Annotated in this window: 20 protein-coding genes; 10 read left to right on the plus strand and 10 right to left on the minus strand. The window is 64.4% G+C overall.

The annotated features are described in order from the left end of the window. Window positions 1-125 precede the first annotated feature (125 nt). The 9 genes from PA27867_RS19550 to PA27867_RS19590 all read right to left on the minus strand — a co-directional run bounded on the left by PA27867_RS19550 (window position 126) and on the right by PA27867_RS19590 (window position 8,599). A complete protein-coding gene (locus PA27867_RS19550; RefSeq protein WP_157109390.1) occupies window positions 126-320 on the minus strand; it encodes a hypothetical protein in 195 nt (64 codons plus the stop codon). A 27-nt stretch (window positions 321-347) separates the two neighbouring features. Then, a complete protein-coding gene (locus PA27867_RS19555; RefSeq protein ID WP_066600511.1) occupies window positions 348-770 on the minus strand; it encodes a DUF3846 domain-containing protein in 423 nt (140 codons plus the stop codon). Window positions 771-1,127: 357 nt separating this feature from the next. Next, window positions 1,128-1,565, minus strand: a complete 438-nt coding sequence (locus tag PA27867_RS19560; RefSeq protein WP_066600517.1) for a hypothetical protein — start codon at window positions 1,563-1,565, stop codon at window positions 1,128-1,130. 136 nt (window positions 1,566-1,701) lie between these two features. Next, window positions 1,702-2,637, minus strand: coding sequence for a DUF3560 domain-containing protein (locus PA27867_RS19565; protein ID WP_066600519.1), 936 nt, complete (start codon window positions 2,635-2,637; stop codon window positions 1,702-1,704). A gap of 764 nt (window positions 2,638-3,401) precedes the next feature. Continuing rightward, window positions 3,402-3,761: a hypothetical protein gene (locus tag PA27867_RS19570; protein WP_066600521.1), complete on the minus strand. Its 360-nt coding sequence runs from the start codon at window positions 3,759-3,761 to the stop codon at window positions 3,402-3,404. A gap of 168 nt (window positions 3,762-3,929) precedes the next feature. Continuing rightward, window positions 3,930-4,583, minus strand: coding sequence for a hypothetical protein (locus PA27867_RS19575; RefSeq protein ID WP_157109391.1), 654 nt, complete (start codon window positions 4,581-4,583; stop codon window positions 3,930-3,932). Between the two features lie 808 nt (window positions 4,584-5,391). Continuing rightward, a complete protein-coding gene (locus PA27867_RS19580) occupies window positions 5,392-7,404 on the minus strand; it encodes a hypothetical protein (RefSeq protein ID WP_084021479.1) in 2,013 nt (670 codons plus the stop codon). A 412-nt stretch (window positions 7,405-7,816) separates the two neighbouring features. Next, a complete protein-coding gene (locus tag PA27867_RS20830; RefSeq protein WP_157109392.1) occupies window positions 7,817-8,140 on the minus strand; it encodes an ArsR/SmtB family transcription factor in 324 nt (107 codons plus the stop codon). 135 nt (window positions 8,141-8,275) lie between these two features. Beyond that, complete coding sequence (locus tag PA27867_RS19590) at window positions 8,276-8,599, minus strand: hypothetical protein (protein ID WP_066600540.1); 324 nt, start codon at window positions 8,597-8,599, stop codon at window positions 8,276-8,278. A 319-nt stretch (window positions 8,600-8,918) separates the two neighbouring features. On the opposite strand from PA27867_RS19590, the gene PA27867_RS19595 reads away from it, so the two are divergent. The 9 genes from PA27867_RS19595 to PA27867_RS19635 are packed head-to-tail and all read left to right on the plus strand — an operon-like array spanning window position 8,919 to window position 19,152. Then, window positions 8,919-10,133, plus strand: a complete 1,215-nt coding sequence (locus PA27867_RS19595; protein ID WP_066600543.1) for a MinD/ParA family ATP-binding protein — start codon at window positions 8,919-8,921, stop codon at window positions 10,131-10,133. A 3-nt stretch (window positions 10,134-10,136) separates the two neighbouring features. Further along, on the plus strand, window positions 10,137-10,451 hold the full coding sequence (locus PA27867_RS19600) for a hypothetical protein (RefSeq protein WP_236900939.1): 315 nt from the start codon (window positions 10,137-10,139) through the stop codon (window positions 10,449-10,451). 26 nt (window positions 10,452-10,477) lie between these two features. Beyond that, window positions 10,478-11,194, plus strand: coding sequence for a hypothetical protein (locus PA27867_RS19605; protein WP_066600546.1), 717 nt, complete (start codon window positions 10,478-10,480; stop codon window positions 11,192-11,194). Beyond that, window positions 11,194-12,666, plus strand: coding sequence for a hypothetical protein (locus PA27867_RS19610; protein WP_157109393.1), 1,473 nt, complete (start codon window positions 11,194-11,196; stop codon window positions 12,664-12,666). Before PA27867_RS19605 ends, PA27867_RS19610 begins: the two co-directional genes overlap by 1 nt. After that, window positions 12,659-14,359, plus strand: a complete 1,701-nt coding sequence (locus PA27867_RS19615) for a hypothetical protein (RefSeq protein WP_066600550.1) — start codon at window positions 12,659-12,661, stop codon at window positions 14,357-14,359. Before PA27867_RS19610 ends, PA27867_RS19615 begins: the two co-directional genes overlap by 8 nt. Then, window positions 14,356-15,891: an ATP/GTP-binding protein gene (locus tag PA27867_RS19620; protein ID WP_157109394.1), complete on the plus strand. Its 1,536-nt coding sequence runs from the start codon at window positions 14,356-14,358 to the stop codon at window positions 15,889-15,891. The genes PA27867_RS19615 and PA27867_RS19620 overlap by 4 nt, the downstream gene beginning before the upstream one ends. Before the next feature lie 7 nt (window positions 15,892-15,898). After that, window positions 15,899-16,972 carry a hypothetical protein gene (locus PA27867_RS19625; protein ID WP_066600554.1) on the plus strand — a complete coding sequence of 358 codons (1,074 nt, stop codon included), beginning with the start codon at window positions 15,899-15,901 and terminating at the stop codon, window positions 16,970-16,972. 46 nt (window positions 16,973-17,018) lie between these two features. After that, window positions 17,019-18,752, plus strand: coding sequence for a type IV secretory system conjugative DNA transfer family protein (locus PA27867_RS19630; protein WP_066600559.1), 1,734 nt, complete (start codon window positions 17,019-17,021; stop codon window positions 18,750-18,752). Continuing rightward, window positions 18,745-19,152 carry a DUF4913 domain-containing protein gene (locus tag PA27867_RS19635; RefSeq protein ID WP_066600562.1) on the plus strand — a complete coding sequence of 136 codons (408 nt, stop codon included), beginning with the start codon at window positions 18,745-18,747 and terminating at the stop codon, window positions 19,150-19,152. The genes PA27867_RS19630 and PA27867_RS19635 overlap by 8 nt, the downstream gene beginning before the upstream one ends. A gap of 124 nt (window positions 19,153-19,276) precedes the next feature. Here PA27867_RS19635 and PA27867_RS19640 read toward each other — a convergent pair whose 3' ends face one another. Beyond that, window positions 19,277-20,017 (minus strand): hypothetical protein, encoded by a 741-nt coding sequence (locus PA27867_RS19640; protein ID WP_157109395.1) that lies wholly within the window; start codon window positions 20,015-20,017, stop codon window positions 19,277-19,279. 315 nt (window positions 20,018-20,332) lie between these two features. Between PA27867_RS19640 and PA27867_RS20835 the strand changes: the two genes are divergently transcribed. Next, the gene (locus PA27867_RS20835) at window positions 20,333-22,174 is read left to right on the plus strand and encodes a hypothetical protein (RefSeq protein ID WP_157109396.1); all 1,842 of its coding nucleotides are present in this window, start codon (window positions 20,333-20,335) and stop codon (window positions 22,172-22,174) included. Window positions 22,175-22,213 lie beyond the last annotated feature (39 nt).

Consider the following 22,213-nt stretch of genomic DNA (forward strand, 5'->3'; position numbering starts at 1 on the left):
ACAGCGCTCGCGCAAAGTCGTCCATGCGGTGCAAGCTCTGGTGGTCGGAGCAGGGGGAGAAGCGTTCGGTCATGATGCTGCCTTCCGGCTGGGGGAGGGGCGGCCGTGGCCGCCCCTCCGGATGGTTAGTCGTTGACGCGGGTGAGAGTGTCGACGAAGGTCACGTATTCAGCACCGTCGATTGTCGCGGTGTGGCTGAGTACGTATCTGACGTGTGCGTGGCTGCTCAGGTTCTCGCTGCGGTTGGCGAGCTGACGACTGCGGGCCTGGCCTTCGTTGTCGACCTTGGTGACGCGCGTCTCGATTGTCTGGATGCTCATGGTGGCCATTTCTCTTCCTCCCGTTCGCTAGATGTTGCGGAGCATGCTGACGATGGTGGGGAACGGCGACAGGCTCTCAATGAGCGTGTCGACAGTTCCCGGGTCGGGCTTCTGGGCGAAAGCCTTCTGGACCCGCGCGAACTGGCTATCGCTGAGCCCGACGGTTTGGCCCTCATGGTTGGTGCCGACTGCGATAGCGGTTCCAAAGATCACGGTCGGGTTGCCGAGCAGGTGGGCCAGCACGGTTGCGGGCAGGTTCAGGGTCGACCCGTTGATGAGTCCCTCATCGTCCACGAAAAGGTCGATGCTGTCGGCCAGGTCGACGACGGCGAACATACGGCAGTCGATGGCGGCCGCTATGTCGTTGCCACCTTTCGCGCTGTCCAGGTCGAGCGTGGTGATGGTTTCGGTCGGGTTGATCTTGACGCTGCGGATGGTGGTGTTGGTCATGGTGTTCCCTCTCCAAGGATGGTGAGATACGCGGGATCCCGGGCTCTCGTGGGCAGTGGTTGTGTAGTCGTCCACCGTTTTTCTGCCCTTGGTGGCAAGAGAAATCGATTGAGAGCGGGAGTGCCGTAGTGCACGCAATCTGGTGCGAAATAAGGGAGCTTGCGACCGCGTGCCAGATTGTGGGTGACGAAGGCACGGAGCGAACTACGATGACCGGCCACCAAGGGAAGAAAAGTTCTGTCAGGTCAGCCGGCGCAGCCGGTCCGCGTGGATCCGGCCTCCGTGCCGGCTCCACCTGGGGGAGTGTGAGGGGGGTAGCCCCTTCACGGCCGGCCCGGGGTGGGCCGGCCGCTGCGGTTAGGCGGTCGTGGTGGAGCTGGTGAGCACGTCGTCCTGGTCGCCTTCCCAGAAGTGGCCTAGTCCGGCGTCGATCATGCTTTGGATCAGTGCGGCCGCGTTTATACCGCGTGCAGCTCGGTCGGGAAACGACAGGGTGATGGTGATGCTCTGGGCGGGTACAGCGTGGTCGACGTCGCCGTGCTGCTCGTCGGTGGCGTATTGGTACGTCCACGCGATGGCCACGGCGCCGGTCGGGCCGTCACCGGCGGCGGTGACCGTAGCGCGGTGTTCGTCCTGGCCGGGGTGGGGTGCTCTGCTGCAGCTCCACGGGACCCCGAGCACGTCGACGGTCGACGTGCCGCACGTCGCCCCGGTGGGGCTGAGGTCTGCGTCGGGGGCGTCCTGGTCGAGCTGGTCTGCGTCGAGGGTGTCAGGGCGCTGGTAGGTGATGATCATGGCCGGTTCTCCTTGGTCCTGCTGCGGTGCCTTGCTCGAGGTGGGGTGCCGGGTGGGCCGGCGTGACCTGGTGGGGGAGTGTGAGGGGGTAGCCCCTTCACGGCCGGCCCGGGGTGGGCCGGCCGCTGGGGCGGGATTACTCGGGCCGCACGAGCTGCTGAATCTCGGCGTACGGGGCGGTGTCGGTCCAGGTGTAGCCGGTGGTGACGCTGACTGTTTTGAGGTTGGCGCGCACGACTTCGCGCCACTGGCCGCGGATCTTCACCCGGTCGCCCTTCTTGACGGTGGAGCGGTCGTAGCCGGTGGCCGTGCCGCTTTCGACCTGGGCCGCGCGTACGGCTTCCCAATAGGCGATCTGGTCGCGCTTCTCGTCGATGTGCGGGGCGAGGCGGGTCGTGAGGGCCTGGATCTGCTCGGCGGTGGCGTCGATATAGCCGCGTGTGTCGTCGTAGCACTGCGCGGTTATGCGGCGTTCGAGCTTGCGGAGCTCAGCGCCCAACGTTTCGATGCGGTTGGCCACGGTGACCGGGTTGTAACGGGCGTCTGTGGTGTGCGTGGCCGCGTCGGCGCGGGCCTGGGCAACGGTGGCCTCTGCGCTGGCTTCGACTGATTTACGCATGGCAATATCTGCTTTGGCGATCGCGTTGCGGTGGCGGCCTTCGGAGTGGTGGCCAACCTTGATCGGCTCGCCTCCCTCGGGCAGCCGGTCCAGCGCTGCGCGGGCCTTGTCGTAGGCAGCATCTTCCGCGCTGGTCTTGCGCTCTGCTTTCGCGGACAGGGCGGCGACCCGGTCGGCCTGGCGCTCGATCTTTCCGGCCTCGACGTCTGCGGTAGCACGGTGGCTGTTGTCGATTTCGGTTGTGACCTCGAACCCGGCGGCTTCAAGTGCCGTCTTGGTGCGGGTGATGGTGTGCAGCTTGGGCAGGCGGTCGCGGGACTGGGGGACGAACCAGGCGCTGATGCTGCGGCCCCAGCGCCATCCGGTGGACTTGAGGACTTCGGCGGTTCCGTCGCCGCGGCTGGTGCCGTCGATCATGGTTCCGGCTTCGTGTGTGTGGGTGATGGTGAGCATGAGTCTTTTTCCCTTGATCTAGGCGAAGCTGTCTGCGTAACGTGTGGCGGTGCAGGTTTCGCCCGGCGCAGTGTCTGCGGCACCTTCGGACCGGCAACCACTGCAGGCGCACCCGGAGGCGTAGCGCTCCCGGGGGTAGGTGTTCTCGTACTCGATATCTGACTCAGCCATAGGTTTCTCCCTTGTGAACAACTGTTTTTTTGCCCTATCTGGCAAGAGAAATCGATAGCGACCGGGAGTGCCGAAGTGCACAAAATCTCGGGCGAAATAAGCCCGCAGGGCGCGTCCGAGAATTTGGGTGACGGAGGCACGGGAGGGAGCTACGGTGAAACGCCAGAAAGGACAAAAAGGCCCATTGGACAGTGCCGCGCAGCGGCTCCAATTCACTTGTGACGGCATCGCCGTCCTGGCTTCAGAGTGATATCACTCTGATAACCCCCGGCCGCGCAGCGGCTCAAAATGGGGGACGAGTACAGCGGCCCAGCCGCGTTCCGTCACGGCCCGTCAGGGGCGTGTGGCTGGTCGTCGCAGGTTCCGGCCGTTCTTGGGTGCTGCACGCACTCGACCTAGCTGGGATTGCGGCGAAATCACGTCGAAACGCTGTCGGTGTCGATGCTGGGGCCCGGCGCAACAGCGGGGGGACTGTGACGCCGGGTTGAATCAATATTACGCGCCCTGCTCCACTACCCAGCGGCCCGCAGACAGCGTGGCTACCGTTGCCCACCAACGACCACGGCAGACCCCTGCCGGGTTGTGGCCTGGGGTTAGAGCGGTGTCACTGCCGGGAATTCGGTGAGGAGCTGCTCAAGCTGGTCCTCCTGCGTGGCGCCGGCGCCGATGAGGGCGGGCATGAACCTGGCGATCGCGTCAAACCCCGCCGCCTGCGTGCCATACACACCCAGCGACACCAGGTGAGTGGTCCCGTTGGCCATGCTCAGCTCCACGCAGGGGTAGTGCTCTTCTGGGGTGATGCCCATCCGGACGGCATCGGCGAAGGTGTTGCTATCCAGCTGCTCCTGAATGGAGACAACTTGGTCGAGGTTGATCCACACATCGTCGACGCCGACCACCGGGCGGGTCCGGTCGTGCTCGTAGGTGGTCACGGCAAGTTTGATGAAACGCATAAGGGCGTCCTTTCCAGTAGCGGGTCCTCGAACGCTAAGCCGGGCCGCCGCCCGGCCGCCGACGGATGTGGAGTCCTGTGGAGAACTTGCCGGGGTGGGGGAGTGTGAGGGGGCGGGTCGCCCCCTCACCCGCGGCCGCCCCGGTCACGGGGCGGCCGCGGCCCGCACTCATTTGACCGGCAGTGCCTGCAACGCGATCTCGAGGGCCCGGTCGTAGCTCATGCCACCGGGTCGGATGGTACCTTTCCGGAACCGCAGCTCCTTGGGAGTGCGCGTGGTGCCCTGGTAGTTGTCCGGGGCGTCGTGCACGGGGCCGTAGCCCGGGTTCAGCAGGGCCCACCGGGTGAAGGGGTGGCCCGCGTGCAGAACCTTGGCGATGAACACCGGGGTCGGGTTCGCGCACAACGCCCAGAACCGGGCCGCCTCGCGCCGTCCGGTGAGGCGTTCCCCGATCGGGCTTGCGGTCAGGCCGGGCGCGGGCATCCGCCGGATGGTCGTGTAGTGCACGTACGGGCGAAGCTTGGAGTCATCCCGAGCCGGAATCGCATCCAACGCCTCCGCCGCAGCCCGAGCCGCTTTGGCTGCGACCCGGGTGGCGGCGAGATCGTGGCCATGCTCGAGCGACCAGGCTTTGGCCTCAATGGTGCAGCAAATCAAGTTCCAGTCGTGGCTGTAAAACTCCACCAACCGGTCCAGATCCCGAGCCTTTTTCCACCCCGGGGTGGCGTATCGGGCGAAGAACGCGTTCGCGGCTTTCCGGTCGGCCGCAACGTCATCACTGCTACGTACAGGCCCGGTGACAACGACGTGGGACAAATACATGAGACTCTCCGCTCAACTGATTTTTTTGCCTGTCTGGCAAGAGAATCGATTGAGAGCGGGAGCGCCGAAGTGCCCGCAGTCTCGGGCGAAATAAGGGAGCGTGCGACCGCGTCCGAGAGTGTGGGCGCGTAGGCGTGGGAGCGAACTACGATGACCGGGCAGACAGACGAAAAAATGCGCCTGAATCAACAACCGGCGGCGCAGCGGCTCCGCCTACGGCCTTCACCTGTCCCGGCACCCCTGAACGGGGGAGCCGCCGGGGCGTCGGGTCTTGGTACGGTGAGGCTCTGATGCGGTATCAACGGACCCGATAGGGGTACCGGTTCCGCTGAGCGAGCCGCGTGATTGCGCCGGCCACCGCACCAGGTTCACGCTCGGGGGCACCACCATGAACCAGCACCGCCAGCCACACCAACTGACAACGACCCGCTCATCGCAACAGTGCGCCAGGCCCGGGCGAGCCCGGGCCTGAGATGGGCCAGTTGATTTACAACTCACTGATCCACGTCACCATCCCCGACAGCGATTTAGCCAACCTGGAAGCTGTCGTGGGGAGCAAATTTGTGGCGCAGGAGCCGTTTTACTTCAGCTGGAACCGGCACGTCAATACCCATGAATCCCGCACCACCATCTGGCTGCACCCCAGCATTTCCCTGCACTTTCGCTACCTCGCTATCCGCCGGCCAGCTTTGAACCGGATCCGGGTTGGCGAGATGCTCCTCCAAGCCAACAGTGCCGGCGGGTTGACGATGATGCTCGATGACGTGCCGCCCAGCTCGAACCGGCCCCTCGCGGCCGAACCGCGCACCTACGCCGCGTCGCCCAGGTACTGCCACCGGCTTTCCGGGTTGAGGTTGCCGGCCGCGACGAGCTCGAGCGCGCTTCGGTGGTCGGCCAGGTTGTTGCTGGCCCGCGGATACCGCGGCCACACCCGCTCCCCAGCATTGCTCGCTTCAAACAACGGCCGACTCGACACATGCGGGCGCTTCGGCCGGTGCCGGGGGTGAGTATTCATGGTGGTGACTTCGGCTTGCCACCACGCCCACACCTCCCGCTCCACCCGATACCGCTCGGCCCGAGCCAACAAAGTCCCGGCCACACCGAGGATTTTGGCGGCCTGATCCCGGAGATCTTGCTTGGACCTGGCCCACCCGTCACGGTGGCCCACGAGCAGCTTGTGGCGCCGGAGGCGGCCCAGGATCGTCGCGGTGTGACGGGCAGTAACGCCCAGCAGGCGGGCGGCGGTCTCGACGGTGAGGGAGGGGTGCTGTTTCAAGAGGGCGTAGAGCTTGCCGGCGAGGTGACCCAACCCGCGGCGGGTGAAGAGGTCGTGACGTTGATCGGTGAGTTGCGCCTCGAGCTGGGCCACCAGAGCGGCACGGGTGTTAAAAAGCTCGGCAGCGCTACGAGTAACGACAGGCAGATCGGCGGCAGGGGGGCGGGGGTTATCTAGTGGTTGTGACCGGACTATACGTGGGGTTGTGGAAAACGTGGAGACTAGGCGCCATTCCGCTGCGTTTCCCTCGTCGCTGGCCGTGACTCGTTCGACATAGCCGGCCTCCGTCAGGGCTGTGAGCGCGGTGGCCGCGGTGGTCCGGCCGAGACCTGCCATGGGGCCCAGGTCCCGGATCGAGGCGGCGACAACGCGTTTGCCGGTCTGCAACGTCAGGTACGCCAGGGCGCGGAGAATCGTTTGCTGGTTCGACGTCGCCTCAGTCGCACCCCACCGGCCGGGGTTGACCCGGAACCGCTCCAGCAGCTCCGCGACACCGGTGACGATGGCGTCCAGCTCCGTGAGGTCCTCCGGCGTCTTCTCGGCCGGGAGCGGGCGCTGCAGGGCCGCGTACTGCACGGCGACGTTCCACTGGCGCTCCAGACGGGCCCGGGCCTCACCGGCGGAGCGGGGACGGCGGCTACCGCGGCCGGTGTTCTTCGTCCGGTAATGCTCCATCCCCGGCGCGTTCCTCACCGCGTGTTCGACGTCCTGGAGAGTCCAGCCGGCGTTCGCGGCCGAGAGCAGACACATGAACCCGGTCCAAGACGGGTTACTGCCGCCGTCAATGGTGGCCATATGCGCGGCCCCCGCAGCGCTCAACGCCCGGTGGCCCACGTGCTGGGTATTCACGGGCCCGGACGGGCGGCTCTCCTGCGCCCGCAGCGCAGGCTTCCGCTCCTCGAGCAGGCCGGCCAGGGCTGCCAGGTCGGCGGTCGTCGTCGACGGGGTCGCCAGGCTGGCCAGGGTGCCGCGGAGCACGGTGGAGCGGCTACCGTCCCGATGCGGGGACAGCGGGGGACGGGCGGCGCCGGTGACAGTGTTCAGAAGCATGCCGAAGTCCAACTGGCTATACGTCACCTGAGCAGCCCGGGCCACAGGAGCAATGCTGCTCTTGGCTGCGCCGTCCTGGAGGGCGATCCAAAGGTGGCGGCCGCCAGTGCCGGAGGACTGACACACGACATGCTCGATCGACAATTCGTCGAGCGTGCGAGACAGAGCATCGCACTGGTCGGCGGCTTGCTCCATCAACTCAGCGTCGACCGCGCCCCGGATCTTGCCGTCAAAGTCGAAGCAGAGGAACCAGAACAAACCGGTGTCATCCGCCAGGTTCATCGCCCACGGCGTCGTGGGCTCGACCGGGCCAACCCGGTGAATCGAGGGGTAGTTGTTCTCGTCGATCCGGCCATACGCGTCGCGTTTCATCACCCGGACCTGATCCCGCGGGCTAATCCGGCGCGTCAAATCCCACGCTGTCCACTGCTGCGTGGACACGCCGAACACCTTCTTGGGTGCATTTGGCGTGAAATCGGCTATGCTCTGTGGCATAGAGAAACCTCCCGTGAGGGCTGTTGATCTGGATTAGCTCGAACCTCGGGCCGGCAAGCACAGAGGGTTTGAGCTACGAAACTTGTAGAAGCCCGTCGCGAAAGCGGCGGGCTTTTTCGTTTAAGCGACCTGGCTGATGGGCAGCTCCTCGTCGTGGCGGATAGCGGCTTGGGGCGCGAGTTTGGCAAGGCCAACATCTCGGGCAAGAACTGAGGCGATGTAGTCGCTCAGAGACATTCCACGCTCAGCGGCGCGGTCGCGTACTGCGTCTGCGATTGGCGACGGAACTCGGGAGATCATCGATTGGCGATCGCCTTTGCTTTTACGTCCGCCGTATGTTCGTTGAGGGGGCATGGTCTGACGGTAGTGGCAGGGTGAATCAGAAACAGGGAACCTGGTGGGGCGTGTCGGATTAACCGCCGAGCAGGTACGCCTCGTAGCCATGGAGCGCCGCCCGGAGGGCGCTGGAATCGAGCACATAGATGACTCGCTGGCCTTGCCGCTTCTCACCGGCGTCTGAAGTGACGATGCCTGTCGATTCCATTTCCTGGAGGTGGCGGAACACGGTCTGGTAGGTGGTGTTGAGCTCTCGCTGGATTGCACCAGACGTCATCCCTTCTGGGTTGAGCGCAAGCAGGCGGATGATCGCACCTCGAAGGGGGTTCGCACCAAACACCACTGTCGCCCTCTCGGCCGATGGCGGCAGAGGTTCCTCAGGGGACGCATAGCGTGGCATCCCCTCATTCTGCCGCAGCTGAACAATTCACAAGTCTACACTAACACTTAATGTTAGAGTCTAATTGGAGGTGCTGACGTGACGCAGACGATTAGGACTAGACCTTGGCGCTGGTCGGCACGTCAGTGCAAGCGCCTATCCCAGAACATATTCGAGGACCTGGCCGAAGTCGCGGGTGACGAGATCTCGACGAGCAGTGAAAACGGTCCCGGCCGGCCGGCGGAGAACATCGTCGGGGGCGTCATCCTCGACGTAGCCCATCGATCGGAGGTCGATGAGCGCGGCGTGGACGGCGGGGCGGCTCATCGTGTCACCAATCGCGTCGAACAGTTCGTTGAAGCTCAGGGGCTTGGGGAGCAGCACGCGGAGCACGAGGACGCGGGAGGGCGCGGAGAAGAGCTCTTGGAACAGTGCCACCCGGTCAGGGGCATGTTTCATCAGATTGTCGTCGCGCGCCATGCGCTCAATTCTGGCGTGGATCCGCACTTTTTCGCCCACAACACGACTCAGTTCGGGTTAATGCAAACGCATCTAATTACGTTTACAAATTAAGCGGGCCCCCAATGTCGGTAGTCGCACATATGGTTTCGAATCGAGTCGATTGTGCAATCAGGTTCGGAGTCCCTCCAATTCAGGGAATTTTGGCTGACACACAGGCGGGACACACCCCCCGTTCAGGTGGCATTTAGGGGTGAAAAAGTAGAGACTAGTCAGGGCCTTTGGGGGGCGTCCTATATCCCTCGGATGCTTAGCAAGAGTTCGAGAGGAGATACCGCCCATGAGTGATACCAGTCACCGCAGCACCCGCGATGTCTTCGGAGCGGCTGACCGCGCCGGAGACTACATCGAGGACGACACGGCCCACATAGCCCCGCCGACGCCCCGCCGCCGAGCGGAAGCAACCGACACCCCCGAACGCCTTCCCGCTGCTATCGGCGAAGAGCCCGTCATGACAATGGCGCCTCCCGAGCCGGCACTTGAGGTGCCGGCCGCTGTGAACCTAGCCAGCACCTCGGTACTGTTTGGCGGATCGGCAGCCGGCCTGGTTGCCGGGTCGCGAACGGTGAATCCCGCCAAGGCCACCACGGGGTTCCGTGGAACATTGGCGAAGCTGGGCCTACCGATTGGGCCAAGTACAGCGGAGATGGGGGAGCGGCGTCAGCACGAGGAGCGTACCGCCCATGAGACCACCGTCCGCCAAGCAACGTGGACCCGCGCCGTCTCGGTGCTAGTGAACAACCCGAAGGGCGGCACCGGGAAGACTCCGACCGCCTTGCTTCTTGGGGGAGTACTCGCCGCGATTCGTGGCGGGTCGGTCGCGATCTTGGAAGTCTCCGACGATCCCGGCGCCTTGAACTTCCGTGCTGAAGGAAACCCCCAGCTCGGCTTGGGTGAACTGGTCCGAGACGTCGACCAGGTCGGCACCGTTGGCCGGCTTGCCGGCTACACCGCCCCGCAAACCTCATTCGCCTCCGTGATCGGATCCACCGGCCGACGTGAACGCCTCACCGGAGAATCCGTCGTGGCAGTGTCCAACGTCATAGACGAGTTCTACGCGATCCGCGTCATGGACTCCGGCAACGTCCCCACCTCCTCCGCCTTCCAAGGCGCCGTGTCCGTGGCCGACGTCCTCGTGATCCCTGTCATGAACGCTGGAGACTCGGTCCTGGAAGCGATTCAGCTGCTCGAGGAGCTCCGCGCCGCCGGTGGCGACTCCGCCGGTCTGGCCAACCGGGCGATCGCGATCCGCCTCACCGACGGGCGCCCCGAGAACGACGCCGTCCGCCAGGAAGTCGAACGCCTCCTCAACCAAGCCGGCGTCACCGCCCTGCACGACATCCCTTACGACGCGCACATCGCCGAGCGCGGCCAACTCACTCTCGCCCAGCTCCAGCCTGCGACCAGGGACGCATTCGTGGCCGCGGCCGCGAGCGTGGTCCGGGCGCTGCAATCCGCGGTCTCCACCGCCCCCACACAGAACCGGAAGGCCTAACCCATGCACGACCTCATGCTCCGCGCGGCGATCGACAATCCCCTCGACGGGATCCTGCCTGACTTCTCCTTCGGCGGGGCCGAGTTCACAGCCCTCTGGCAAAAACTCATCGCCGCCCTCTGGGCCATCGGGATCCTCGTCTCCATCGGCTTCCTGATCTTCGGAATCGTCGCCATGGCCGGAGCATCCGGAGACACCAACCCCAACCCACAGGCCCACGCCCAAGGCCGCCGGAAAGCGGTTTGGGCGGGCATCGCCCTCGCCGCCCTCGCTGGCCTGGCGATCATCGTCGGCGCAGTCCTCTCGTTCGCCGGCTAACCGCCCCTCACCAAAGGAATCCCCTCATGCGAATGGTCACCGCATCAGGCCGCAGCCGGTGGCCTCTCGTCATCGGCGGCGGCCTCCTAGTCCTTGCTATCGGAGGCGGCATCGCCTACACAGCGACACAACCGACGGCCGAACCCGTCGCGACACCCACCTCGAGCACGCCCACAGCAACACCAACACCCACCGAAGGAGCCTCCAGCAGCGGCGACAACGAAGACGACGTCGCGCCCACCGGCTGCCTCGGCGGCCAGGACCGCAACGCCAACATGGTCCTCACCGCTCAAGCAGAGGCCAAACACAGCACCTACGGCGCAGTCGAAGTCGCAACCGCGTTCTATCGATTCGTATGGCAGGGGCCATACCCTGCTGCGGCAGATGCGACCACTGTAAGCGACGCCATCATGTCCGCTGGTACGCCGGAGTCGTACCGGGACCTCGCAGGCACTTACGCCTCCACTGCGGACCTCACGAACGGGGAGGTGGAACCTGGGGTGCCCTTCCATCTCTCGACTACTAACGGGCTTTGGCTCGTAGGTCAGGACTCGACTGCTGATCGCGTGACCGTGAACATCGCTGCCGGCTACGTGGTGAACGGGGAACTAAGCCCAACCAAGGCCACAGCTCAGGCATTCGTCATGGTCTGGGAAGACGGCGCATGGCATGTGGCCGAGGGCGAACAACCTGACGCGGAGAAGCTCTCAGCTGGCGGCAACCGCTACACGGGAGGCTGCTGATGGCAGCTGGAGACGGTTGCACCAACATCGCCACCTGTGCATGGGATGGCGCAACAGGAGGAATTCGAGATGCCGTTGGTGGCGTGAATAACGCCGTGAATACGGCTGCGGGTGTGGCCAACTTCTGGTCGGATCCGGCCGGGAACTCGTTCAAGATGATGCAGAACGGGGCCAAGGGCCTGGCCGACAATGTGCTGCCGGCGCTGACCCACGCGACCCTGCCAGATCTGACTGCGGATTGGTTCCTGCAGGCCTACCGGGTATCGTTCGCCCTGGCGATTTTCGTGTTTGTCGCGTTGCTGATTCCGCAGATTGTGCGTACCGCCCGTGGGCACCAGTCAGGCCGCGAGTTGGGCGAGTCGCTCGCGTTGTACGGGCCGGCGTTCGTTCTCGGGGCCATGTTCGGGCCTGCGCTGGGGGCGTTCCTAGTGTCGTTCTTCGGTGCCTTGTCGGATTCGCTGATCTCGTGGGGTGTGACGAATAACGCACAGACAATCGTGGACAAGTTTTCCGTGATGCTCTCGGAGGAGAACAGCGACGGTCTGGCCGGCGGTGCCGTGCTCGGTGTGATCCTGATGTTTTTCATGATCCTGGGCTTGCTGATTGTGCTGCTGATGCTGATCGTGCAGCTCATCACTCTTTACTTCTCTGGGGTGTTGTTTCCGTTGGGGTTCGTGTGGATTGTTGACCCGCAGAAGCGGAAGTTTGGGTCCAAGATTGCCTACCTATGGTTCGGGATCCTCGCTTCCCATCCGCTGCTGTTCTTCCTGCTCGCGATCGCGTACAGCATGATGTCCGCGCAGGTCGACGTGTTCTCCGGGTCGCCTACCCTGGCGAAAACGGTGACGTTGGTCGTGTCGATCCTGGCGTTGTTCATGGCTGGGCTGTCGCCGCTGGCATTGACGAAGTTCGCCCCCGTCATCCCCACCGGTGGTGGCGGAGCAGCGGTTGCGGGCCCGACGATCGGCTCCCAGTCGATGCAGCAGGCCGACGCGAAGTACGGCGGCAGCACCCCCAGTAGTTCGGCGAGCAGCAAGAGTGATGACAGCGCGTCGGCCTCCGACGAGTCGGATAACTCACCGGTCACCACCGGCGGCACCGGCAGCACCGGTAGCAGCTCCGGAGGCGGTGCTTCGGCTGTAACCGAGGGCGACACGGCGACGTCGTCGATCTCGGAAGCGGCCTCACTCGGCGGCACGACTGGCGGGACGACCGCCGGCGCCGCTGCAGGCGGAGCGACTGCCAATGCCGGTGGGAGCGCCGCAGCCGCGGAGACCGGGATGGCGGCAGCAGGGGCGGCGGAGTCGGCGACTGGTGTCGGGGCGGCGATCGGTATCCCCACGATGATCGCCGCCGGCGCGAAGGCTGGTTTCGATACGACGAAGAAGGTAACGGATTCAGTGACGGACGCTGCGGTCGCTCCGGTGGAAGACCACGAGCAGCACTATGGAAAGGACTCCACCCATGAGTAATCCGGAGTCCTACGTCCGGCATCTGGGCGGTGAGACGGGTCACCGCGGATTTTTTGGCGGCACCGCCTCCAAGACCCGCGTAGTCCTGTTGGCCGTGTTCATCGGCGGTGGCATGGTCGGCATGGTCATGGGCCTGGGCTTGCCGGCCCTGCTCGTGGCGGTGGCCGGGGTGGGCATCACGATGCTCACGACCGCACGCACGCACCGGGGCACGGTGCTCGAGCGCCGCCGGAAGCGGGCCCGCGCCCGGGCTCGCCGCCGGCTCGGCACCGACGAGTTCCTGCCCTACGAAGTAGGGGCGTGGGACCAGCTGCAAGAAGCCATCAGCCAGGGAACCAAGACGGAGAAGCGGGCCGCGGAGCGCACCGCGCTGAAGATGCGGGCGAACCCGGACGGCTCCGACGGGATGGGGTGGCTTCAATACGCTTCGAACATGCCCGGCATCGCTTGGCACGCTCCGATTGGTGAGCAACCGTACCTGTCGGTGGCGTTCTCGGTGTCAGGGCAGTTGCGCGGGATGGAGACCGCGGCCGCGCTGACGCGGGCGGCGAACGCCTGGGGAAAGTTCCTGGCCCGCCGGGCGGCACCGTCGTCGTTAATCCGGGACGTACAAACTCTCACCCGCGTATTGCCGCCTGACTCCGCGAGGCAACAGCAGTGGGTGAAGACCCGCTTGGAGACCGTTCAGGACAACTGGACGGCCGCGCAGCGGGAGTCGTTTGAGGCGCAGAAGCTCTCCTATGACGAAGTAATCCGCAAATCCAGTGCCGATGCGATGGTGCAACGCCACTACGTTGTCGTGTCGTGGCCGCTGGATCAGCAGTTCACCGACGCCGCCACCAAGTTCGGCCACGGCCGCGACGCGTGGCGGGCGCTCATGGCCGATCAGATCCTGGCCACCGAACGAGGTTTGAACGACGCGAAGATGGGCGACGTGCGAGCGCTGACGGCGAAGCAGACGACCGCGTTGATGCTGCACCAGCAAAACCCGTACCTGCCCATCGATCTCACCCGGACCGTCGACCCGCTCCAGGCCGGGCTCCGCTCGCATGATGAGTTCTCCGCGCACGTCGTCGAGGACGTCGACCCGACAGCGCTGATCATGGGGGACGACGGCCCGGTGTCACCCTCGGTGACCTGGTGGCATCGGACGGCCGCGATCCACGGCCAGAACCTCGCCGTCGCCGGCCGAAGTCCACTGTGGTGCCTGGACCTCCTCATCGGCCGGGAACTCACCTTCGTCCGGTCTGTGTCCTTCCACCTGCACTTGGTCCCTGCCGGCCAGGCGAAAGCGAAGGCCCGTGCGGACGTCGTCCGGGACCTCGCCGGGGTCATGGCGGACCAGCAGAAAGGCCGCCTGGTGTCCGACGACTCAGCCACACGGATGTCGGCCGCGCAACGCCGCTCCGCAGACCTGGCCGCAGGCTCCCACCACCATGGTGTCGACTGGATCGGGTTCATCACCATCTCGGCGCCCACCCGCGATGACCTCGCCCAAGCGTCCCGGCAGCTCGAGGAAGCCTGCGCGACCGGGCTGGGTATCGAGCGGCTTGATTGGCAGGACTCGTTCCAGTCCGCCGCGTCCGGCACGACCTGGCCCATCGGGCGCGGCCTTCGCCCCGCGAGCCCGACATTGACGTCCCGGGCGATCAACCGGCTCGCCGGCCGCACCGAGAAAGAAGCACTCTCATGACCCACAAACCCGCCCCACCACGCGTCGAGACCGTTGCCGGCGGCCGTGCCCACGCGGCGGTGAAGAAGCCTTGGTACGGGTCCGTGCCGGGCCTGCGAATCTTCCTCTCGCCCACAGAGGCCATCCCGCCCGTCCTCACCGGTGAAGAGGACGAGGCCGCCGCTGACCAGGTCGGGCCGACAGCCCGGCCGGTAGACGTGCCCCCGTTCTCCCGCCCCGGATCCGTGCTGCGTGCCTCACCAGGCGCGGCAGCACGGGGTTGGTACGCGCCGAAGCTGGCCGGGGCGCCGACGACGACACGGCAAGCCGAGATCCTGAACACCGGCATCATCGGTGCACCAACGGGGATTGAAGGTGTCGTCAACGGCACCGACAACCTCTCCTCGACCATGATCAGCCATGACGCCCCGACCGCGTACAACGCGTCCCCAAGGAAGTTGACGTCACCGAACGTGCTCATCATCGGCACCGTCGGGTCGGGGAAGTCCTCCTTTACGAAAACGGTGATGGTGATGCGGCCGCTGCTGCTGAAAAACCATCGGGCGGTAGTGTTCGACAAGAAGGACGAGGGCGGCGAAGGCGAATACGCGGCCCTGACCCGGCGGATGGGCACCGAACCCCTCCGCTTCGACCCGGACGGAACGGGGACCCGGTTCAACCTGATGGACCCCCTCATCGCGCAGGGCACCGGGCTACAGGGTCAGATGCTGCTCATCAACGCGGTCGCCCGCATCGCCCGCGACGATACCGCCGCGACCGAATGGGAAGAAAAAGCCACCCGGCACGCCCTGCAGCTGCTCTTCGACAAGTTCCAAGACACCCGGCGGGCCGCAACAACGACGGACCTGATGCCGTACTTGGGCATGGTGCCCACCGATCAGGGACTGTCAGGGGAGGCGTCGGAGCGGTTTCACCAGGCTGGCTTGTCGATTCGGTTCGGCCTGCAGAACCTGCTGGAAACCTACGCCGGTGTCTTCGACGGGGAGACCAGCCGGCACGTGGACCTCTCCCACAAGCTGACGACGTTCGACATTTCCCAGCTGCCGGACTCGGGGCCGGCGATTCCGACGGTGATGGCGATCGGGAACATGTGGTTGATGGGCCGTCTTCACCAGGAGCGCGGGTTCATCACCAACGTGATCTACGAAGAGGGCTGGCACATGATCGGCGGCCCCTCCGCCCAGCTCGTGAAATCCAACCAGAAACTCTCCCGCTCCCTCGGCATCTCCAACGTCTTCGTCATGCACAAAGGCACCGACATCCCCGCCGACAGCCCCGGGTACACCGTCGTGCAAGAAGCACAGACGGTGTACGCGTTCCGGCAGGACCGCCCCGAAGACGCCCGGTGGGCGCAGGAGACGTTCAACTTCGCCCCCGACACCACCGCCACGCTGATGGGTCTCAACCCGGGCAACTGCGTGTTCAAGTACGGGTCGAACCCGGAAACCCACATCCGCCACATCCGCTCGGACTGGGAGATCGAGGTCACCAATACCGACTCCGCCATGGCCGCCGGCGACACCCCCACCTGACACCGGTATGCAGAAAGGTATCTGGGGGACCGGGGCCGTCGTGCTCCTGGTAGTCATCTTCACCGGGCTACTGCTGATCACCGGCGGTGGCCCCGGCACCAGCGCGTGCGCGGCGGTCGCGGCGAACCCTCAAGGCGCCGCAGAACGATCCGCTGTCGCCGGGTACCAGGGCGACCAGCTGGTGAACGCGGCCCTGATCATGAACGCCGGGGCGACGCTGGGCGTCAACGTGCACGGGCAAACCATCGCCGTGATGACAGCCATGGGCGAATCCACGCTACGCAACATCGAATACGGCGACCTGGCCGGCCCCGACTCCCGCGGCCTCTTCCAGCAACGCGACACCTGGGGCACCCTCGCCCAACGAATGAACCCCACCCAGGCGGCATCGTTCTTCTACGAACGGCTGCTGCGGGTGCCGAACTGGGAAACGATGACACCGACCCAGGCGGCGCATGCCGTGCAGATCAACGCCGACCCCAACCACTACACGAAGTACTACACCGGCGCCCAAGCCATCGTCACCGCACTGACCACCGGCGATGCGGCCTGCGCGGCCGGGATCGGCGGGGATGCCCAGGCCCTCGCGGCGGCACTGGTGGTCAAGATCGACGCGGGCAACGTCACCGGGTTGTCGCCGGATCACCTCCGCGAGATCCGCTGGATTGCCGACGGCGACACCAAAGAGAACTGTGGCATCGACACCCGGATCCTGCAAGTGATCACCATCGCCACCAACACGTTCGGCAGCGTCGGGATCTCCGACATCAACCGGGCCTGCACCGGACAAGTCCTCGGCTCCGGCTTGACGTCGCCGCACTCGGCGAACGGGGGCGGCCATGCCGTCGACTTCTACTCCTTCGACCGAATACCTACCACCGGCGCAGACCCGAACGCGTTGAAACTGCTCAAAGCGCTCAGCCCGGTCATGCCGGAAGGCTCCGGCACCGGGCAATCCCAGTGCCGTGCAGACGCCGGCGTGCCCTTGGATCTGTCGATGACGCAGTTCCGGGACTACTGCAACCACGTCCACATCGCCGTCGACCCGTACAGCACCGACCCCCTCAAACTCGGCACCTGATGCCACCCACCACAACGCCCGCGCTACAGGCGGCAAGGATACTCCGATGATCGACTGGAAAGCCCGCATCATGACCGGCCTCCTCGCCCTCATGACCATCCTCGGGTTACTCGTCGCCGTGCACGCCGGCGCCGCCCTCACCCCCACCGGTGCGACGTACCCGTGGAACCCGGCCGCCCTGGCCGGCGACTTCCTCTTCCGCGACGCACCCTGGCCGCCGGCTGCGACCTGGTCGTCCCTCGTGGCACTGGTACTCGTGGTGGCGGTGTTCGCGTTCGTCCTGGCCAAGCAAGCACAGTGGGCGTCGACCAAGCGCAACAACATCGCCCTCAAGCACATGGCCACGCGCAAACAGTCCGCCGTGCTGCGCGAAACAGCCCGGGCGAAGGAGGCCGCGCAGCTGCACCCGGCCGCGGTGAACCTGCCGGCGGGGGAGCGGGTCGGCCGGCTCGTCGGCCGCGGGGACCGGTGGGTGTATCAGGGGTGGCGGGACCTGGGCGTGTACGTGTTCGGCACTGGGCGTGGCAAAACCTCAGCCCTGGTCATCCGCCACATGATCGAAGCTCCAGGAGCTGCGATCATGACGTCCAACAAAGTCGACGGCGTTCGCGAAACCCTCGCCGGCCGTGCCGGCCACGGACAGACATTCATCTTCGACCCAAACCGCATCTACCGCCGTGACGCCCGCCCCGACTTCGTCTTCAACCCGCTCGACTACGTGCAGAGCGCAGCCGACGCCCGCGAGCTCGCGGCGATCTTTGAAGCCTCCACCCGGAAAGCCTCGGACCGAGGCGGAGACTCCCAGTTCGACACCGCAGGCCGCGACATGCTCGCCTACTTCTTCCTCGCCGCCGCGCTCGAGCACGAACCCCTCTCGCAGGTGTTCGCGTGGATCGCCCGTGCCGAAGGATACGAGGTGCAACGGATCCTCGCCCGGCACGGGAAAACCGGGCCGTCCTCGACAATCGAGGGCATCCTGAGCTGGCCGGAGAAAACGAAGGGCAGTGTCTACGCCACCGCGCAGCGGATGGCTTCTGCACTCGCCGACGACGACCTCCTCGCCTGGACGAGCGCCGATGGCGTCCGCCGATTCAACCCGGACGAGTTCATCCGCAGCACCGACACCCTCGTGCTGCTCTCCAAAGACGGCGAAGGATCCGGCGGCGCCATCCTCACCGCCCTCATCCGCGCGATCTGCAAGACCGCCGAGCACGCCGCGCAAGGCAACGGCGGCCGGCTCACCATACCGCTGGTGATGGAGCTCGACGAATGCGCCAACATCGTCCGCTGGCCAGAACTGCCCTCGGTGTACTCGTTCTACGGGTCCATGGGAATCATTCTGAACTCCTACTTCCAATCCCGCGCCCAAGCGATCGACGCGTTCGGGAAAGACGGCTGGCAAACCCTCTGGGACGCCGCCGCCACCCGCGTCTTCGGCGGAGGATCCGGCGACGACGATTTCCTCCGCTCGCTTGCCGCGCTCATCGGCGAACACGACGAGATCACCTACGGCAGCTCCACTGGCAAGGACGGCCACATGTCCACGTCCACCAATACCCGTAAGGTCAACACCCTCGACGTCGCTGCACTCGGCTCCCTGCCTGAGTGGCGCGCTGTCATGTTCAGCTCCAAGAGCCGGCCCGTCATGGTCAACACTGTGCCGTGGTTCCGCGACAAGTCTCTAACTGCGGCGATTAGCCGCAGCACGTCTTTCAAGAGGCCTGGCGAAGCGCTGGCCCCCGCCCCTGCCGTTGCAGCGGAGGTGACAACTCGTGGCTGAATACGACGACCACGGCTCGCCGGTCGGTGACGAGGAAACGATCGACGTCCGCCAGATGTTTCTTGACTGGCTCACCAACCACCTCAGTACCGTCGAGGTCATCGGCACCAAGCCGACACCGTGGTGCACCCAATGGTGGCTACACCCGGAGGTCGTCGCCCGGTTCAAAGCGCTCTGGCAGGCGAGCATGCAGGCAGACGCCAGCGTAATGGACGGCGACGCCGGTGCCGTTTCGTCCTGGTGGATCAATCACTGGGACCGCCATGCCGCCACTATTTTTGACAGCACAAATGGGCCGTTCCGTGACTGCGACGCCGACCAGGGACACCTCCACCGCCGCAAAGACAAACTCGCGGGAGTCATACCGATCACGCTGCCGACGGAGGACATGCCGCTATAGCCGACACGGATACGTTGCGGCCAGCTGCCTGATAGAGCGGACATTGACAGGAAGTGGCTCCGCCCCCTAAAACCTGACCCTCAGGCTTGTCCCATGGGATGACAGAAGTGCCTGGATCGAGGCATCAGAGCAGAAGACGGCTCTTCTGGGGCAAAGGACAAGCAGCGAGCAAGGCTGGCACTTGGCTGTAGTGCCTCAACCATTCTTCTAGGCCAGTGTCGACGAAACCCGCAAGCGTCAAAAGAGTCTCGTGTGCATCGGTTACGGAGAGCCGAACGATGGTCCTGTCAGGTCTCATCTCGCCGGGCAGGGGCACCCCCCAAACGATGTGCTCGTGGTGGGCGATTCGGTTACGCAATGCCTGTACCTGCCGGGCCGCAGTCTCTACCAGGGCACGATCAAGGTCACCGGCGTTTGGGAACGCACTACGGAGGGCTGACTTCCAGAGGAGCGTGTCATAAATACGCCTTTCCCGCGTACCGCTCCCCGTATTGAAACCGCCTCGTCCGAGAACTTTGACCCAAAACCCGAACATTAAGGTAGCGACCAATTTGCCGTGGATCACGTCCGGCGAAGCAGTCAACTTCCCCAACCGTCCAACCTTCCACGCCCCTTCAATCAGCTTGAGAGTGTCATCGTCGAGTAAGTCGACACGCTGATACCAGGCGAGGCCGTGAACCGCCGCGAGTTCCCTCCCCATTGCAGATCGCATAGCAACCTCAAGCGAAGCGAGGTCATCGAACACTGCCAAGGCAACCGCCCCAGCCCAGCGATAGAGGTCAATTGGCTCGACGAGCGTGCCAGCACATGCTCTAACATAAGGTGCCATCCGCGGCGACGGTATGGTCGCTCTCAGCCTGTACATGTACCTGGTCTCCGTTGCGCCGTGGTCAGGAATCACCTAATCTGGATGCATAGCCCCCGACGCAGCGCACGCAAGTGTGACGGTCGGGGTTCCTTCGTTAAAGCTAGCAATCCGATTACTCGCGATGGCCCATGCCTTCACGCTCGGACCCGGCCGTGTCGTCGGCCCCCAGTAGGATCCAAGCAACGACGGGGGCCATTAGTGCGAAAACGCGGCACCATGCATTTTCAAACTATTCCTTGTGACCGGTGCACAGCCATACGAGTCCTAGGCGCCGCTTGTCCCGACTGTGGGCACAAAGGACCTCTCAACGAGGTGAACGCAAACGTCGTCCGCCGACGGACGTCAGTAGCCCAGGTTGACAAAGAATTGGGCAAGCGCCCGAGCCAATACTCAGGAGCTCAGGAGGCGCTTCCGTCGCAGGCTTTAGCGGCCGTCGAGTCATTCTGCGGCGCCATTGGCATTTTTGCTGAAACAGATGGTTCCCCCGCATCTATAGAGCTAGTAGTCGATGCGGTCGCGACAATTGAGCGTCTCCGCTTCCGGCATGATGCCATTCAGATGCTGAGACCGGATTTAGCTCTGGCACGAGCCATCAGCAAAACACTTGCTCAGGTTGCACTCCTCTGGGAGGCATACAAACCCGTCTTGACAGCGAGCACGTTACTGGAGTCTCAGCAGCTTTCAGCAACAGCACAAGCACTGCTCGACGACGCCGGTGAATCAATTCGAAACCACAACGCTCGTGCCGAGGCCGCAGCCATTTTCGAAGACCAGGCTGCAGGTAACCTTTCCGAACGTGCGCTCAAGGCAATTCGGATTTACCGCCCGGGCTTGTCTCTACTTGAAGTTGCCTCAATGGGCGCAACCGAAGCATCTGAGACCGTCGGCGTCCCAGTCGCGGATGCTCTCGGGGCGCAGTACCTCACACTCATCGCAGTCGCTGAAGTTCACCTCGATGTCGACCGTTTTCGACGCGTTGCCAGCGAGGCAGCCCAGTTCTGCCACGAAAACGAGCTACTTCCAGTTGTCGCAGCCGCTCCAGAAGCCGTCCAAGCGCTCGTAGACGGAAACCGCGCATATGCAGAAGCGATTACAGCGTTCGAGGCTGTGCTCCAGTACGAGAAGGACGAAACGGCGCTCATTCGTCGAATCATCAAACTTCACTCCGAGATCTATGAAGGAGTGGGCCTCTATCAGTTCGTTTGGTACTCGCTCCTGGCGGGGCTGAAGACCCGCCCCTTCGACAAGCTGGTTATGGACGGTGCCACAAATATCGCCAAGACTCTTCTGGAGTCCGAACTAGCTCCGTGGTTCGAGGGAAGTGATGCGTACCTGCGCAACGCGGGACAGCACGGCGGCGCCTTCTCGATCATGGACGGTGAGGTGGTCTTCAAGCTAAAGGCGCCAAGAGAAACGATGCGGGTTGAAGAAGTCATTGACGCTGTCTTCACCTTCCTGGAGTCCCTTGCCGCCACTTCTTGGGCGCTATCGAACGCGCTCTCCAATGCGGGAATTGAGGTGCCTACGCCGGACGCCGATGCTGCGTACATCGGCATGTCAAGATTCAAATCTGCTGTGCTCTGGCTGTCTGATAAGGACGAAGGCCTCGTTCGAGCAGATGAGCGAGAAGGAGCTTGGGAGTTTGAAATTGGTGGCATTGGCGGAGTTTCAGAGATAGCCCTGGCCTTGGCGTTGGCGGACCTCGCCAGCCCGGACGACATCTATCTGCAACGTCAGGGGGCTACCGACCCGTGGCTTGAGATGCCACTCGCGACTTACATCACCCACCTAGACACGCTCTCCGTAAATTCCTCTCCCTCGGAGCAATTGATCGGCCTCCTGAAGCTGCGAGCCAGCTGCCGTCTGGGTTCGAAGCCGCTGGTTGGCAGCGATGACTTCAGGTACGCGATCGGCGTCCTCGGGCTTTTCATCCTCAATTCTGACGTGAGCATGATCCGGCCCATTCGCCAGGTCGAAGCGTTAGCCCGAGAAGCAGGGGATCTCGATGCTGTGAAGCTAATCCACAAGATCCTTCTGCAGTCTCGCGCCAAAGATCGCCATGCTTCACAAAAGCTCCAGAATCAGCTGAACGAGTACGTGCGGGAACTCGGCATGAACCTTCCGGAAAGTCCCCGGGTCAAAATTAGGAGGTAGATCCGCCGCTTCGGCTTGAACAGACAGGCTCCGCCGTCC

Origin of the sequence: Cryobacterium arcticum, assembly GCF_001679725.1 — a bacterium.
Classification (GTDB): Bacteria; Actinomycetota; Actinomycetes; order Actinomycetales; family Microbacteriaceae; genus Cryobacterium; species Cryobacterium arcticum_A.